Genomic DNA, 16,429 nt, shown 5'->3' on the forward strand with positions numbered 1-16,429 from the left:
GTAGTAATGGCTTTTGATGCATTCCTGAAAATTGATGGCATTCCTGGTGAAAGCGGCGACGACAAGCACAAAGACTGGATCGAAATCCAATCGTTCAGCCACAAGCTGGAACAACCGGCCCAGGCTTCCGCCAGCACCGCCGGCGGCGCCAGCGCCGAGCGCGTCAACCACGGCGTGTACGAAATCACCCACTTCCTGGACAAGGCCAGCCCGAAGATCTACGAAGCGTGCTGCACCGGCAAGCACATCAAGGAGATCACCATCGAGCTGTGCCGTGCCGGCGGCGACAAGGTGAAGTACATGGAAATCAAGATGGAACAAGTCCTGATCTCCAAGGTTGAGCCGCAAGGTTCCGCCACCGACAGCGGCTTCCCGGGCGAGAAGGTCAGCTTCAGCTACGGCAAGATCAAGTGGACCTACACCCAGCAGAAGCGCGCCGACGGCGCCGGCGGCGGCAATGTCAGCTCCGGCTGGGACCTGACCGCGAACAAAACGATCGCCTGATTCCGGTAGCGGAATGCCGACCCGCCCGGTTCCGGGCGGGTTTTTCAGTCTTTTTCGTCACTGGGGAAGTTTAGCCATGAAACGTTTGTTGATCGCCTCGCTTGTCGCATTGTCCTGCGTCGCCTGCAAGACCATGCCCACTAAAGAAGAGGCCGACAAGGCAGCCGCCGAAGCCGCCGCCAACGATCCCAAAGTTCAGATCGCTAAGCAGGCTGCCGCCAATTACGCCGCCGATTCCACGCTGATTCCGTTTGACAAGATGAGCGCCAAGCTCAGTCCGGTCGGCGAGGCGCAACTCGTGCTGCTGATGCCCGGCCTGAAGACCGCCAAGTCCATCGTCGTGCGCGGCCACTGCTATCGCAACGACATCGGCAATGCCAAGGCCGCCGCCCAGACCCGCGCCGCCAATGTGCGCGAATACCTGGTGGACGCCGGCGTCCCGTCGAGCAAGATCGTTCTGCGCTACGACACCGAGCGCTCGCTGCACGCCGTGCGGCTGGTGGTAGACAACTGATAGCGGGTCAGGCCCGATGCCGCGCTATCGCCCCGTCAGCCCGGCGCGCGATGGCCGCCGCGGCATCCGGGCCATGCCCCAGACAGACACGACATAATCGCCATGGACCTTAGCACCCTGCTCGCCAGCTTCGCCTCCGCCTTCACCCAGGACAACCGCCTGCTGACGCTGGCGCTCGGCCACGGCGACATCGCCGCCGGGCAACTGCTGCCGCAGACCCTGAGCGGCGAGGAGGGCGTGTCCCGACCGTACCGCTACACCGTCAGCTGCCTGTCGCCCGACGCCAACCTTGAACTGAAGACCCTGCTCGGCCAGAGCACCCGCCTCGGCATCGCCGACGCCCAGGGCCGCGAAACCGTCCGCTGCGGCGTCGTCAGCCAGGCCCGACTCGCCGGTTCGGACGGCGGCTTCTCCCGCTACGAACTGAGCATCGAGCCGCCGTTCGCGCTGCTGCGCCACCGCCGCGCCTCGCGCGTGTTCCAGGACTTGAGCGTGCCGGCCATCGTCCAGCAGATCGTCCAGGAACACCAGGCCGCCAACCCGGCCTTCGCCCAGGGGCAGACGCTGGAGATCCAGGTCGGCCAGGCCAGTCCCCGCAGCTACTGCCTGCAGTACCGCGAAAGCGACTACGACTTCATCGTCCGCCTGCTGCACGAAGAAGGCTATGCCTGGCGCTTCGAGCACATCGACGGAGATTCGCCCCAGGTCAAGCTGGTGGTGTTCGACGACGTCTACAGCCTGCCGCCGGCCGAAGTCGAGCGGGTGCGCTTCCACCGCAGCGACGCCACCGAGGAAGAAGACGGCCTGACCGACTGGCAGGCGGCGCGCCAGATCGTGCCCGGCAGCGTCGCGCTGGCCAGCTTCGACTACCAACCGGTATCGACGCAGCACAGCGGCGACAGCAGCCAGATCGAACAGGGCCAGACCGGTCAGTCGCTGCAATCCAGCCTGCAGGACTACGATCCACAGGGCCTGTACTACGCCGGCGACGCCGACCAGCTGTCGCACTACGCCCGGCTGCGCCAACAGGCGCACGACGCCGCAGCCAAGACCTTCGAGGGGACCGGCAGCATCCGCGGCCTGACCGCCGGCCAGTGGTTCCGGCTGGACGATCACCCGGCGCACGAAGGCGACGCCGCCGAACAGCGCGAATTCGTCGTCACCGGCCAGAGCTTCCAGGTTCAGAACAACTTGCCGACAGACCTCGCCTCGATACTCCCCTCGCCCCTGGCGGGAGAGGGGCAGGGGGAGAGGGGGATCAACGCCGAGACCGCCCCGTTCACCACCCAGATCCAGGCGCAGCGACGCGGCATTCCGCTGACGCCGGCCTACGCCCATACGGAACAGGCCAAGCCGACCAGCCTGGGCGTGCAGACCGCCACCGTGGTCGGCCCGGCCGGGTCCGAAGTGCACACCGACGAACAGGGCCGGATCAAGGTGCAGTTCCACTGGCAGCGGCCGGACGAGCACCCGACGATAGGCGCCGGCCTCGACGACAAATCGTCGTGCTGGCTGCGGGTGGCGATGCCGTCGGCCGGCGCCGGCTGGGGCCACCAGTTCCTGCCGCGCCTCGGCCAGGAAGTGCTGGTGGACTTCATCGAAGGCGACATCGACCGTCCGGTGATCACCGGCGTGCTGTACAACGGTGGCCACCCGCCGCCGGAGTTCAGCGGCGCTGGCAGCCTGCCGGCCAACAAGACGCTGTCCGGCATCAAATCGAAAGAACACCAGGGCGGCGGCTACAGCGAGCTGCTGTTCGACGACACGCCCGGCGAAGTGCGGGCCAAGCTCAGCAGCGAGCCAGGCAAGACCCAGCTGAACCAGGGCTTCCTCGCCCACCCGCGCAGCAACGGCAAGGCGCAGCCGCGCGGCGACGGTTTCGAGTTGCGCACCGACAAGCACGGCGCGATCCGCGCCGCCCACGGCCTGCTGTTGAGCACCGAAGCGCAGAACGGCGCGTCCGGCAAACAATTGGCCAGAGAGCACGCCCAGTCGCAGCTGGACAGCGCGCTGAACCTGGCGCAGTCAATGGCCGAGGCGGCGGCGGGCCAGCTGGCCGACACGATGGAGACCGGTCCGGACGGCATAGACCCGGACAACGGCAAGAGCGGCAACAAGGCCGACGGCCATCTGCAGCACCACGTCGAGGCGCTGAAGGCCTGGGAAGCCGGGTCGAATACCGACAAGGACGGCAAAACCGCCAAAGACCAGGCGGGCCAGCAGCCGCTGCTGGTGCTGTCGGGCCCGGCGGGCATCGTCAGCACAAGCGAGCAGAGCCAGACCCTCAGCGCCGGGCAGAACCTAAACCTGGTGGCGCAGCGTGACGCGAACCAGGTGACGGGCCGGCGCTGGATTCACAACGTCGGCCAGCACATCAGCCTGTTCGTGGCGGGAGTGAAGGACAAGGTGGCGCTGAAGCTGATCGCGGCGAAGGGCAAGATTCAGGTGCAGGCGCAGAGCGACGCGATGGAGCTGACGGCCGATCAGGACGTCACCATCACTTCCGTCAAGGACAAGATCATCGTGCACGCCGGCGACGAAATCCTGCTGACCGCCGGCGGCGCCTATATCCGCATCAAGGGCGGCAATATCGAGGTGCACGCGCCGGGCAAGGTGACGGTAAAAGGCGCCAGCCATAGCATGGACGGCCCGGCCAGCATGGACTGGTCGCAACCGCAGTACAAGAAGATCGTCTGCACCGAGCAGATCGACGCCCAGCTGCTGACCGAAGCCCACCCCGAATTCAGCGGCAAGAAATACGTCTACTACTCCGCCGACACCGGCAAGAAGCTCGCGACCGGCGCGCTGGACGGCAGCGGCCTGACCGACCGCATCCACCTGCCCGGCGTCAACAACATCAAGGCCCTGATCGGGTCCGGCGAATGGGAAATCCTGTAATGAATCATCGCTACGCTTTTATCGCCATCGGCGCGCTGGCGCTGTCCGCCGCCCACGCCGGCGCCGCCAACCAGCCCGAAGACGTCTCGGTGGACCTGGGCTGGAACACGCTGCAGCTTCATGCCAGCCAGACGCTGGCCGGCTCGACGCCGGCGCAGTATTCGGCGAAGAACCTGTTCGACGGGAGCCCGGCCAAGGCCTGGGTCTTCCACGGCGAACAAACATCGCGCGACTCCGAGCAGATCGCCAATCCGGCGACGCTGACGCTGACGCTGGCGAAGCCGAGCGCGCTGTTCGCCGTCGCGTTGACGCCGGGCTACGCCAAGTCGGCCGCCACCCAATTCCAGAACGCCTCGCCGAAGAGCGTCGTCATCAGCCTGTACCGGCCGCATGAGGACAAGCCGTTCGAAACGCGCCGCTTCGCCCTCAGCTACCATGCGCGCGAATACTCGCTGCCGCAGTTGCAGCGAGACCTGAAAACGGTGGCCTTCACCAACCAGTCGGACGACAAGATCACCGGCAAATCGGACAATGCGCTGAACTCGGCCGAACGGCTGCTGCTGATCAACGCCGGCGGCGCCGAAATCGCCAAGCTGGAACTGAAGATTTCCGCCATCGAGCCGGGGGCGAAATTCACCGATGTCGCCGTCAGCAAACTCCGCTTGCTGGATCGGCAAGCCGGCCAGAACAGCGCCGAGTTCCGGCTGGCCCGCTTCATCGCGCGCGACCTGGACAAGGCCGCCAGGCAATTGGCCGCCTCCCCGCGCTGTCTGGTCTACACCGAGCAGAACGCCTGGCCGTTGCTGAACGACCGCGCCTGCGCCGGTCCGGCCGCGCAACTGCAACAGGGCCAGGCCGACCAGGGCGTCGACGACGTCATCCTGGCCCGCAAGGACGCGGCCAGCCGGCAGTACCAGATTCCGTTCGCCGTCGCGCTGCGCGACGCGCAAGCCAGCGGCGTCGGCGGCAACCGGCGGCTGCGGCTGTCCGCCGCCGACGTCGCCGGCAATGAGCTGATACTCGGCAAGAACGCCGGCGGCCAGTTGCAGGCGCTGTCCGGCCTGGCGCTGACCCAGGCCTTCCTCGCCAACCGGACCGACGGCTACGGCAAGGCCTATCTGCAGCCGCAGGGCAGTCCCTACTTCTTCTTCGCCTACGCCCGCCCGCAGTTCACGCCGGACAAGGACGGCTACCAGCTGAGCATCTACGGCCCCGCCGGCCGCCAGGAGGCGCAATGGGCAACCAGGTAGAAAAGTACAAGGATTTCGACTTCGGCAAATACACCGAGGAACAGAAGTACGACATCCTGCAGCGGCTGTTCGGGCACCACGCCGCCGCCAACGGCAAGAACAATGTCGACGGCTTCGCCTTCCAAACCGCCAACGGCCGGGTCAATCTGATCGGCGCGCGCGGCTTCGACCACGGCAAGGTCGTCAAGGACAGCAACAAGGTGTTCGACGACACGCTGTTCGTCGTCTACAAAGACGCGTCCGGCCAGAAAAAAGTCGCCGAGTTCGAATTCAACACCGAACCGTACAGCAAGCAGAACGGCCAGCTGGCCGGCCGGGTGCTGATCAACGGCCTGTACCAATACAAGCTGGGCAATCACAAGATATCGTCCTACCACGACCATGCCAGCCTGGCGGACATGCAAAGAACGCACCACTTCGCCCAGCGCCACAACTACCGGGCGCTGAGGATAGTCAAGGGGCTGGCCTTCCGCGCCCAGAACACAGGCAGCGCCAAGACCCCGGAGTACGCGTTCAGCCCGGACCAGCCCAACGCGCCGTCGACAACCTACGAGCACAACATCCACTACGGCGGCGAAGGCCCGAGCAACCGCACCAGCAACTGGAGCGAAGGCTGCCAGACGGTCAAGGGCCTGGACAACTACATCCGCTTGCTGAAAATCCTGGAGCAGGACTACAGCCTCGTCGGCACCATCCACAACGAACTGGTCGCCAAGCCGGCCGTCGACGGCCAGCGCGCCGTGGTCTACGCGCTGCTGGACGGCCACCAGGTCGCCGATGAAACCAAGATCCAGGTCAAGTTCCTCGATCGCATCCTGCAGCCGATGAAAGACGTCTGGTACGAAATCCGCCACGGCGATCTGGTCATCACCGGCAAGACCGATCACGACGGCGACACCGGCGCGCTGTTCGGCCACGATCCCAAGGACAAGATAGACGTCAAGCTGAAGGGGCCGGTCGGCGACGCCAAGAAGCTGCCGCCGCAGCAGGCCGCGGCGGACGTGTTCCACAAATACCTGTGCGTGATCAGCCCCAAGGTGCTGTGCGACGGCCTGTCGCGGCCGGACGCCGACCACAAGGAACCGGAGATCGACAAAACCCAGTCCAAGACCCACAAGCACCACAACAAGGAACGCAAGCCGGTTTCCAAGGTGGAGGTGCCGAAGGATCGCAATCCGCTGGAGACGCCGATTCCGGACGATGAGTTCGAGGACTGCAACGCGCTGAGCCAGGAGCAGATCACCAGCATCCTCAAGGCCAACAACCCGGTGCTGGTCGACACCTACAAGGCCGACGAACTGCTGTACAAGGCGGCGCAGAACTACAAGCTGAACCCCAAGGCGCTGCTGGCGACGATGAAGCAGGAACAGGGCTGGGCCAAGAACGGCCGCTACAACAAGCTGATGGGCGTCGGCCCCGGCGGCCAACCGACCGCGATGGGCGTGGAAACCTCGATCAACAAGTCGGCGCAGATCTATCGCAAGCAGTTCGACGACGGCAAGAAAAAACTCTCGTCGTTCAAGATCAACTATGACCCCAGCGCTCATGAAGTTTCAGCGGTCGGCAGCGGCGGCGCCTCCGTCAGCGAGGACGAGACCAAGGCGATGAAGGAAGGTTATCTGTACACGCCGCGCACCGCCTCCGAATACGCCAAGCTGCACTACACGCCGTGGACCTATTTCCCGCCGCAGCGCAGCCGTCCCTACGATACCTGGGTGAAAACCTTCCGGAGCTTCTGAATGAAAATCCCATTCCTGTTGGGCCTGGGCGCCCTGCTGCTGACGCAGCATGCGCTGGCCGCCTGCGATAAGGACGGCTGGCGACAACTGCTGCGCCATGCCGACGCGCCCGCCGTCGCCACCTATGTCGAAAAGCAGCACTGCGACGTCGACCAATCGCTAGACGACGTCTCCAAGACGCCGCTGGTCTACGCGATAGACGCCCGTAACCGCGCCGCGGTTCAGGCCCTGCTGCAGGCCGGCGCCAATCCCAATGTTGATGGCTACGACGGCAACACGCCGCTGTTCTACGCGGCCAAAAGCAACGATGCCGGCATCGTCTCGGACCTGATCGCCAAGGGCGCCGACGTCAACGCGTCGACCCGCACCAGCGAGATCACCGTGCTGATGAGCGCAGTGCTGGACGCCAGCCCGGCCATCGTCCGCTACCTGGTCGCGCACGGCGCGTCGCTGAGCGACACCGACAAATACAATCAGACCGCCGCCGACTACGTCGGCAAGCTGCCAACTGGCCGCCGGAGCGCGATGCGCGCCGCGCTGAAGAAAAACTGAGTCGCGGGCGCGATCACACAAAAAACGGGGAACCGCGCAAGCGGCTCCCCGTTTCCAATTCCATAGATGCCGACGACCACGCCAGCGATCGGCTGCTACAAGCCAGGCGAACCAAGCACACCGATCAGGTCACGGCCTATCATATTATTGGCATAGTCCGATATATGGTCACCATAGCTGTACAGGAAGCTGCCTTTTCTCTCGATCGGACAAACACCGCGCTTCAGATCGCACAATAGCGGAACCGGGTTATAAATCAGCAGCCCCGGATTGCGCGCATGCAACTCGTCCACCAGCGTCCGATACTCCTGGCTGTCATGCAGGTACTTCTGATAACTCATATTGCAATCAGGATTTCCCTTCTTCTGCTGCAACCAGGCATTGAGCAGCGGCACCTCTGTCCATCGCGGCGCCAGGCACGACTTCGCTTCGGGCAGAGTCGGGTTGTCGACAACAAAAATTACTCGCTTGCCGGCGGACTCCAGCCGCCTCACCGCCTCGGTCAAACCGCTGATCACGGCCTGCCACGAAGACTCTGCCGACGCGTCGGCGACATAGCTGGCATTGAGCAGAATTCGCTGAGCAGTGGCCAATACCACTACCTTGATGTTTGAATTGGACATGATGTCCTGAAACGCCAACTCATTGGACCTGACACACTCTGCCGGATCATAATCCGTCGCGCTGTAAGTGCTGGTCCTGCGCACACCCACCATCGGTGCGCAGCTATACCTCCCCAGCATCAGCCAACCACCGTCCTGCTTGGCTTGCCTCACCAAGCCCCAGTAAAGCGCATCGCCTTTGCTGTCTCCCCAGACCGCGTATCTTTCCCGCACACCCTTGCTCTCATGGCAAAAGCTTACAAATTTCTTTCCATCATCCGAAACACCGCAATTGTCCTCCGCATATCGATCTCGTTCAACGCCAACAACAGCGGTCCGCACATCCAAATTCATCTTGGTAATCGGTCTGAAATCCAGGCCATCGCGTAGGTATGCATTGTAACCGGCATAACCCGCCGCACTCAGCAGTAAACATAAGAATGCCGGTTTCCACCACCCCTTAGCCTCGCTGAAACGTATTGGTCGTTCAATCAAACGATAAGTCAGCCAAGACAGCAACACTGCAATGGCCAGCAACACAACTCTTGTCACCGTACTCGGCATATCGCCTTGCATGATGTACGCAAAAGATAACAGTGGCCAATGCCAAAGATAAAGCGGGTAACTGATCGCCCCAATAAAAAGCATGAAACGGTTGGATAAAATATGCTTATTCACCCAAGCTATCGGGCCAGACAGGATCAACAAGAAAGCCCCCATTACTGGCAACAGGGCCCAAGCGCCGGGGAAAAGACTATCTTTATTGAGTAAGGCAATACTCAGCGCAATCAATGCCAATCCGGCACAAGACAAGACTGTATTCAGTTTTTCAGTCAGGCCATTCAAATCGAATCCAGAGGAAAAACCATGCTGTCGCAAGATAATCGCCATCCCAAACCGAGATGTCTTCTCACGATGAAACATCTGCAAGTAAGCTAGACACCCACCTGAGAGCAACTCCCAAAACCGTCCCTGCGGCAGAAAAAACGCAGCGGTAGGATCCTTTGACAGCAACCAAAGATCCCAGCCGAATGAAGTTGCCAACAGCAGTAGTAGAATAGATAGCAAATTCAAGCCGGATCGCCATGCCAATAGAATCAATAGCGGATACAGCAAATAGAATTGTTCTTCAATCGCCAGCGACCACAAGTGCATCAATGGCTTCAACTCGGATGCGTGGTCAAAATAACCGGCCTCACGCCATAACATCAGGTTCTGTACAAAACCGGCGCCACTGGCAATATGCTTGCCAAGCAGCTTGAACTCGTCAGGCAGCAACACCATCCACGCGAAGCAATAACATGCCATTAAAACGATGATTAGCGCCGGAAAAATTCTCTTTGCCCGATGAACATAGAACTCAACAATGCTGAAATTCTGATTTACCATTCCTTTGAAAATGATGCTGGAAATCAAAAATCCAGAAATGACAAAGAATATGTCAACGCCGGCATAGCCTCCCGGCAAGCGACCAGGAAAAGCATGAAACAGCACAACTGACAAAATGGCGACAGCTCTAAGGCCATCAATATCCGGCCGGTACGACAACGCCCCCGGTTTCTTCCCCGCACTCGGCACAGCTTTCATTCAACCCCTCACTACCCAGCATTCAACCAAAACCCGCTGATTTTACACTGCATTTACAATAAATCTGAACATAGAAAATAAATCAAGTCATTTATGATGAAAATTATGCAAAAATTGAAATATCATGTTTCAAATCTTAAACTTCAACAATATCCCTGCCCTAAAATCAGACACTTCGACAACCCCTGAAGTAAAACACGACGATTATCGACCGGAAAATAGCCCACCCAAACCGCCCAAACATGAAAAACGGGGAGCAGCTTGCGCTGCTCCCCGTTTTCTATCGATGCCGTGATTCGCTTCAGCGATGCATGCCTGCATCCGCCGTCATCACTGCGCGGCCGCGCGGCGGCGTCTGCCCGTCCACCGCCATCATCACGCTCAGCGAGGTGATGGTGATGATGGAGAAGAAGAACACCTGGCGCGCCCAGGCACGATCATCGGTTTCGCGCTTGTAGCCGGACAAGGCCATCTTCAGCCACCACAGGCTGGTGGCTACCGCCACCGCCAGATAGCCGTAGCCGGCGTAACCGCCGAATACCAGCATCACCGTCGCGGCGGCGAAGGCCAGGATGTACAGCACGATCTGCTGCTTGGCGGCGGAAATGCCCTTGACCACCGGCAGCACCGGAATGCCGGCCGCCTCGTAGTCCTTGAAGCGGAAGATGGCGATCGCGTACGAGTGCGGCATCTGCCACAAGCTGAACATCACCAGCAGGATGGCCGCGCCCATGTCGAAGCGGCCAGTGACGGCGCAATAGCCGGCCACCGGCGGCACCGCGCCGGACAGGCTGCCGACCAGGGTGCCGTACACCGAGTTGCGCTTCATGTACAGGCTGTACACGCCGACATAGATCACGAAACCGAACAGCACACAGCCGGTCGCCAGCGGATTGGTGCAGAACCACAGCAGGCCGAAGCCGGCCAGGCCCAGCACCACGCCGTGCGCCAGCGCGGCCTTGGTGCTCATCGCGCCGGTGACCAGCACCCGTTTCTGGGTGCGTGCCATCTTGGCGTCGATGTCCTGATCGATGCAGTTGTTGATGGCGCAGCCGGAGGCCACCACCAGCGACAGGCCGATGACGGTGGCCGCCAGTAGCCACCAGTCCACCGGCCCCTGCGCCGCCAGCAGGAAACCGCCGACGGCCGAGATCAGGTTGCCGAAGATGATGCCCGGCTTGGTGACCTGAAGATAGCGTTTGAGCTTCAAAGCGGTTTCCTCAACACGATCTCAGCGCATCATCAGCGCGTCGGCGGTGTAGATGATCCAGATCGACAGGCCGACCAGCAACACGATCACCATGCCGGTGAACAGGAAGGAGAAGGTGTTCAGCTTGCCTTCCTTGCTGAAGTCCAGATGCAGGAAGTACTTCAGGTGCACGATGATCTGCACCACCGCCAGCGCGAAGATGCCGATCAGCGTCGCCTGCTTGGTGAAGGCGCCGCCCATCACCATCCAGAACGGGATGGCGGTGAGGATCACCGACAGCACGAAGCCGACGATATAGCTTTTCACGCTGCCGTGATTCGCTTGCTCATGCGCGTGACTCATCACATGGCTCCTTTCAGATAGACGACGGTGAACACGCAGATCCACACGATGTCGAGGAAGTGCCAGAACAGCGACAGGCAGTTCAGGCGGGTCATGGCGCGGCCGGTCAGGCCGGTCTTCGCCACTTCCAGCATCATCACGGCCATCCAGATCAGACCGGCGGTCACGTGCAGGCCGTGCAGACCCACCAGGCCGAAGAAGGCCGACAGGAAGGCGCTGGTCTGCGGGCCGTGGCCCTCGGCGATCAGGTGGTGGAACTCATTGATTTCCAGGCCGATAAAGGCGGCGCCGCAGGCGAAGGTCACGGCCAGCCAGCCGAGAACGGCGGACTTGTTGCCCTTGTGGCCGGCAATCATCGCAAAGCCGTAGGTGATGGAGGACAGCAGCAGCGCCGCAGTCTCGACCAGCACATAGGGCAGCTCGAAAATTTCCTTGCCGGACACGCCTTCCGCCACGTTGCGGAACAGAACCGCATAAGCCGCGAACGCCGTCGCGAACAGAATGCAGTCAGTCATCAGGTAGAACCAGAAGCCCAGAACGGTCTGCGAACCGCTGTCGTGGTGCTCGTGGTCCTCATGCGCGCCGTGCGCTTCTTTTACATAAGTCGTCATGTCGGATTCAGCCTGTTACGCGGTCGTGGTCGGACGGGCGGCCTTCTTCGGCTTGGCCTGATCACGCTCGGTGTAGTTGTCGACGTCGATGCCCAGCTTCTCGAAGCGGGCGCGCTCGATCGCTTCCACTTCGTCCACCGGCACGTAGTAGTCCAGGTCGTTGTCGTAGGCGCGAACCAGCATGCAGCCGACGATGCCGACCAGGCCGACGATGGCCAGCCACCAGATGTGCCAGATCAGCGCGAAGCCCAGCGCCGTGGTGAAGCCGCCGATGAAGACGCCCATCGCGGTGTTGCGCGGCATGTGGATAGGCTCGTACGACTTCGGCACCGCGTAGGCCACGCCCTTTTCCTTCATGTCGGTGAAGGCGTCGATGTCATGCACTTGCGGCAACTTGGCGAAGTTGTAGAACGGAGCCGGGGACGACGTGGACCATTCCAGCGTGTGGCCGTTCCACGGGTCGCCGGTTTCGTCGACCAGCTTCTTGCGGTCGCGAATGCTGACGGCGATCTGCAGCAGCTGGCAGGCGATGCCGGCGGCGATCAGCAGCGCGCCGAACAGGGCGATGTACAGCCACGGCTCCCAAGCCGGATTGTCGGTGTGGTTCAGACGACGGGTCATGCCCAGGAAGCCCAGCACGTACAGCGGCATGAAGGCGAACATGAAGCCCAGCTGCCAGAACCAGAACGAAGCCTTGCCCAGCTTTTCGTTCAGCTTGAAGCCGAACACTTTCGGGAACCAGAACGACACGCCGGCCAGATAGCCGAACACGGCGCCGCCGATGATGGTGTTGTGGAAGTGGGCGATCAGGAACAGGCTGTTGTGCAGCACGTAGTCGGCGCCCGGCACGGCCAGCAACACGCCGGTCATGCCACCGATCGAGAAGGTCACCATGAAGCCCAGCGTCCACAGGATCGGGGTTTCAAAGCGCAGGCGGCCCTTGTAGATGGTGAACAGCCAGTTGAACAGCTTCACGCCGGTCGGGATCGAGATGATCATCGTCGCGATGCCGAAGAAGGCGTTCACGTTGGCGCCGGAGCCCATCGTGAAGAAGTGGTGCAGCCATACCATGAAGCCCAGCACGGAGATCGCGCCGCTGGCGTAGATCATCGACTTGTGGCCGAACAGGCGCTTGCCGGAGAAGGTCGATACCACTTCGGAGAAGATGCCGAACGCCGGCAGAACCAGGATGTACACCTCGGGGTGGCCCCAGGCCCAGAACAGGTTCAGATACATCATGGCGTTGCCGCCGGCTTCCGCGGTGAAGAAGTGGAAGCCCAGGTAGCGGTCCAGACTCAGCATCGCCAGCGCGCCGGTCAGGATCGGGAAGGAGGTGGCGATCAGCACGTTGGCCCAGGTGCAGGTCCAGGTGAAGATCGGCATTTCCATCAGCTTCATGCCCGGGGCGCGCATCTTGATCACGGTCACCAGGAAGTTGATCGCGGTCAGCGTCGTCCCTATGCCCGATATCTGCAAGGCCCAGGTGTAATAATCCACCCCGACGTCGGGGCTGAAACCCAGTTCGGCCAGCGGCGGATAGGCCACCCAGCCGGTGCGGGCGAAGTTGCCGACGCCCAGCGACAGGTTGACCAGGATCACGGCCGAAACCAGCAGCCAGAAGCTCAGCGAGTTCAGGAAGGGGAAGGCCACGTCGCGCGCGCCGATCTGCAGCGGCACCACGATGTTCATCAGACCCGTCATGAACGGCATCGCCATGAAGATGATCATGATCACGCCGTGGGCGGTGAAGATCTGGTCATAGTGTTCCGGTGGGAACACGCCATGGGCGCCGCCGGTGGCCATCGCCAGCTGGGTGCGCATCATCAGCGCGTCGGCGAAGCCGCGCAACAGCATGATCATGGCGACGATGATGTACATCACGCCGATTTTCTTGTGATCGACCGAGGTCAGCCACTCGTTCCAGAGATAGCCCCACTTGCCGAACTTGGTGATCAACGCGAACAGCATCAGCCCCATCAGGCCGGCGCCGCCAAGCGCCCCCATGATGATGGGCTCATGGTACGGGATCGCGTCCAGAGTCAGTTTACCTAACCACATCAATCGTTACTCCTTGACAACCGGCGGCGTGATCGCGGCGCACAGTTCTTTGGTCATCTTGGTCAGCTTGATGGCGTCATCGCTATCCGCCAGCGACGGACGACCCGCCATATACTTGTGCACCACGGCCTCGAACAGATACGGCGTGGTCGACGCGTAATAGTTGACCGGGTTGTTCTCGCTGGGCTTCAACAGCTGCAGGTAGGACGGCGCGTCCAACGTCTTGCCGGAGGCCTTCACCTTGGCCACCCAGGCGTCGAACTCGGCCGGAGTCTTGGTGGCGATCGCGTTGAATTTCATGCCGGAGAAACCGGCGCCGCTGTAATTGGACGAGAAACCCTTGTAGGTGCCCGGCTCTTCCGCCATCAGGTGCAACTGAGTCTGCATGCCGGCCATCGCGTAGATCTGACCGCCCAGCTGCGGGATGAAGAAAGCGTTCATCGCCGCGTCGGAGGTGATCTTGAAGCTCACCGGGACATTGCTCGGGAACACCAGCTCATTGACCGAGGCGATCTGCTGCTCCGGATAGATGAACAACCACTTCCAGTTCAGCGCCACCACCTGCACCTGTATCGGCTTGACGGCCGAATCCAGCGGACGATAAGGATCGAGCTTGTGCGTGCTCTTCCAGGTCAGCGTCGCCAGGAAGGCGATGATGATGCAGGGAATCAGCCACACCACGATCTCGATCTTGGTCGAGTGCGACCATTTCGGTTCGTAGGCGGCGTCCGTGTTGCTCGCGCGGTACTTCCAGGCGAAGAACAGCGTCATCACGATCACCGGAATGACCACCAGCAGCATCAGCGCGGTTGCCGTGATGATCAGGGACTTCTGGTCCGCCGCCACCGGGCCCTTGGGGTCAAGGATACCGCCTTGACAACCGGAGAGCAGTGCGACGAGCGGAGAAAGCCCCCACAACAGGCGGGAGGGTCTATGGTTTCTCATCTTACGACTTTACGGGTTAAAAATTCTTCAACGCGCCGATGCGCAACAGGCGTTGCGAGCCATGCTCCAACGCCAGCGAAATGTTCAACAGACGACCCCTCTTCCCGGATTTCGGGAAAAGGCGCCATCAGGCGAAACGACAGACTTTCAGGGCTCGCGGGTTCCGCGAATCGCCGGCGCGCATCCGTTTCCACGGCGGATACGCGCCGGATGGAAGCGACTCCACAATCGCTTCCGGGCGATGACGTGACAGCTGAAGCTCCACTGTCCGAGTGAGGCGCCGGGGCGCGGCGCGGCAAGACAGGAATTCGGCAAACACTAACATCTGCGCCTGCCCCGTACTGCGCTGCGGCAAATCGTCGCAGCACACGTGACAAGCGGGCGTATTAGAAACATTTTTGCCTGATATTTCAAGGGTCTTGACCAGGATCAAAAGCGGTCGGCGGCAAGATATGCGAATTGATTGATGCGCATCAAGATGGGCGTTCGGGAAAATCTATAACCGCAACAACGGTTTAAGACAATGTACTTAACGTGATATCGTCATGCGCGACATTGCAAACTGTTACAAAAAAGTTCGGAACCGAGACAGGGCATCGCCACAAGCGAACAAATCTTGCAGGATAACGCAAGATCTGCCTGCAGGGATTGCTTGGACATCCGCAATCGAGTGGCGATATTTGCGGGTTTGCGCGCAGAAACTGCTGGCCGACTTTGAACAGGCTCCGAGGACCCGGCGCGATGCGCGCAGGATTTGCCCGGCTGAAATGCAAAAAGCCGAATCGTTTCGATTCGGCTTTTCGGGAATACTTGGTTGCGGGGGCAGGATTCGAACCTACGACCTTCGGGTTATGAGCCCGACGAGCTACCAGACTGCTCCACCCCGCGTCAGAGAGGTTGCATATTAAATCGATAGCGCCACCTCGTCAACAACTATTTTCGCCAAGCAATGAAAAAGGGCGGCCAGGCCGCCCCGTCCACTGCTCCGCGCGCTTACTTCTTCTCGGCGCGGGCCTTGGCTATCAGTTCGTTCATCACCTGGATCATCCGCTCCGGCGTGCTGGTCACCACCACGTACTTGCCGTTGACGATCACGGTCGGCGTGCCCTGGATTTGGTAGTCGCGGGTGATCTTGGTCGCGCGCGCCACCTGGGCGTTGATGCCGAAGGAGTTGTAGGTCTGCAGCAGCTTGGCGCTGTCTACGCCCTTCTGTTGCTTGATCCACTTCTGGAACTGGTCGGCGTCGGCCAGGTTCACGCGCTGCTTGATCTGGGCTTCGAAAGCGGCGCGGTGCAGCTTGTCGAAGGTGCCGGTGGCGTTGAACGTGGCGAACATGCGCGCGAAGCCTTCCATCGACTTCTGCCACACGATCTGCTCCTTGCGGAAGCTCACGTCGGCCGGCAGGGTCTTGGACCAGGCGTTGAGGGCCGGATCATCGTCGTAGCAATGGATGCAGTGATAGGAAAAGAACTCGATCACTTCCACCTTCTTGGGATTGGCCACCGGCTGAGGCGTGCTCAGCATCGTGTAGTCCTTGCCCAGTTCGATGGCGGCATTCGCCATGCCGCTCACCGCCAGCAACATCAACAGCAACCATTTCTTCATCTTGTTTTCCCG

The 16,429-nt window shown here is 61.2% G+C and carries 13 protein-coding genes and 1 tRNA gene; 6 read left to right on the forward strand and 8 right to left on the reverse strand.

Annotation, left to right across the window (positions count from 1 at the left end):
* Positions 1 to 6: 6 nt before the first annotated feature.
* The 6 genes from CXB49_RS17750 to CXB49_RS17775 all read left to right on the forward strand — a co-directional run bounded on the left by CXB49_RS17750 (position 7) and on the right by CXB49_RS17775 (position 7,457).
* The gene (locus CXB49_RS17750) at positions 7 to 504 is read left to right on the forward strand and encodes a type VI secretion system tube protein Hcp (protein ID WP_101709613.1); all 498 of its coding nucleotides are present in this window, start codon (positions 7 to 9) and stop codon (positions 502 to 504) included.
* Positions 505 to 580: 76 nt separating this feature from the next.
* Positions 581 to 1,018, forward strand: a complete 438-nt coding sequence (locus CXB49_RS17755) for an OmpA family protein (protein ID WP_233492852.1) — start codon at positions 581 to 583, stop codon at positions 1,016 to 1,018.
* 102 nt (positions 1,019 to 1,120) lie between these two features.
* Positions 1,121 to 3,916 (forward strand): type VI secretion system Vgr family protein, encoded by a 2,796-nt coding sequence (locus tag CXB49_RS17760; protein WP_101709614.1) that lies wholly within the window; start codon positions 1,121 to 1,123, stop codon positions 3,914 to 3,916.
* The gene (locus CXB49_RS17765) at positions 3,916 to 5,166 is read left to right on the forward strand and encodes a hypothetical protein (protein WP_101709615.1); all 1,251 of its coding nucleotides are present in this window, start codon (positions 3,916 to 3,918) and stop codon (positions 5,164 to 5,166) included. Before CXB49_RS17760 ends, CXB49_RS17765 begins: the two co-directional genes overlap by 1 nt.
* Positions 5,151 to 6,905: a hypothetical protein gene (locus CXB49_RS17770; protein ID WP_101709616.1), complete on the forward strand. Its 1,755-nt coding sequence runs from the start codon at positions 5,151 to 5,153 to the stop codon at positions 6,903 to 6,905. The genes CXB49_RS17765 and CXB49_RS17770 overlap by 16 nt, the downstream gene beginning before the upstream one ends.
* Positions 6,906 to 7,457, forward strand: coding sequence for an ankyrin repeat domain-containing protein (locus CXB49_RS17775; protein WP_101709617.1), 552 nt, complete (start codon positions 6,906 to 6,908; stop codon positions 7,455 to 7,457).
* A gap of 95 nt (positions 7,458 to 7,552) precedes the next feature.
* Here CXB49_RS17775 and CXB49_RS17780 read toward each other — a convergent pair whose 3' ends face one another.
* The 8 genes from CXB49_RS17780 to CXB49_RS17815 all read right to left on the reverse strand — a co-directional run bounded on the left by CXB49_RS17780 (position 7,553) and on the right by CXB49_RS17815 (position 16,417).
* A complete protein-coding gene (locus CXB49_RS17780) occupies positions 7,553 to 9,646 on the reverse strand; it encodes an acyltransferase family protein (RefSeq protein WP_101709618.1) in 2,094 nt (697 codons plus the stop codon).
* Between the two features lie 301 nt (positions 9,647 to 9,947).
* Positions 9,948 to 10,856 carry a heme o synthase gene (gene cyoE / locus CXB49_RS17785; RefSeq protein WP_101709619.1) on the reverse strand — a complete coding sequence of 303 codons (909 nt, stop codon included), beginning with the start codon at positions 10,854 to 10,856 and terminating at the stop codon, positions 9,948 to 9,950.
* Positions 10,857 to 10,877: 21 nt separating this feature from the next.
* The gene (gene cyoD / locus CXB49_RS17790) at positions 10,878 to 11,198 is read right to left on the reverse strand and encodes a cytochrome o ubiquinol oxidase subunit IV (RefSeq protein WP_101709620.1); all 321 of its coding nucleotides are present in this window, start codon (positions 11,196 to 11,198) and stop codon (positions 10,878 to 10,880) included.
* Positions 11,198 to 11,809 (reverse strand): cytochrome o ubiquinol oxidase subunit III, encoded by a 612-nt coding sequence (gene cyoC / locus CXB49_RS17795; protein WP_101709621.1) that lies wholly within the window; start codon positions 11,807 to 11,809, stop codon positions 11,198 to 11,200. The genes cyoD and cyoC overlap by 1 nt, the downstream gene beginning before the upstream one ends.
* Before the next feature lie 15 nt (positions 11,810 to 11,824).
* A complete protein-coding gene (gene cyoB / locus CXB49_RS17800; RefSeq protein WP_101709622.1) occupies positions 11,825 to 13,867 on the reverse strand; it encodes a cytochrome o ubiquinol oxidase subunit I in 2,043 nt (680 codons plus the stop codon).
* Positions 13,868 to 13,873: 6 nt separating this feature from the next.
* A complete protein-coding gene (cyoA, locus tag CXB49_RS17805) occupies positions 13,874 to 14,812 on the reverse strand; it encodes a ubiquinol oxidase subunit II (protein ID WP_101709623.1) in 939 nt (312 codons plus the stop codon).
* Positions 14,813 to 15,623: 811 nt separating this feature from the next.
* Positions 15,624 to 15,700: transfer RNA gene (locus CXB49_RS17810), tRNA-Met, on the reverse strand.
* A gap of 105 nt (positions 15,701 to 15,805) precedes the next feature.
* Complete coding sequence (locus CXB49_RS17815) at positions 15,806 to 16,417, reverse strand: thiol:disulfide interchange protein DsbA/DsbL (protein WP_101709624.1); 612 nt, start codon at positions 16,415 to 16,417, stop codon at positions 15,806 to 15,808.
* Positions 16,418 to 16,429: the final 12 nt, after the last annotated feature.

Source organism: Chromobacterium sp. ATCC 53434 (genome assembly GCF_002848345.1).
Classification (GTDB): domain Bacteria; phylum Pseudomonadota; class Gammaproteobacteria; order Burkholderiales; family Chromobacteriaceae; genus Chromobacterium.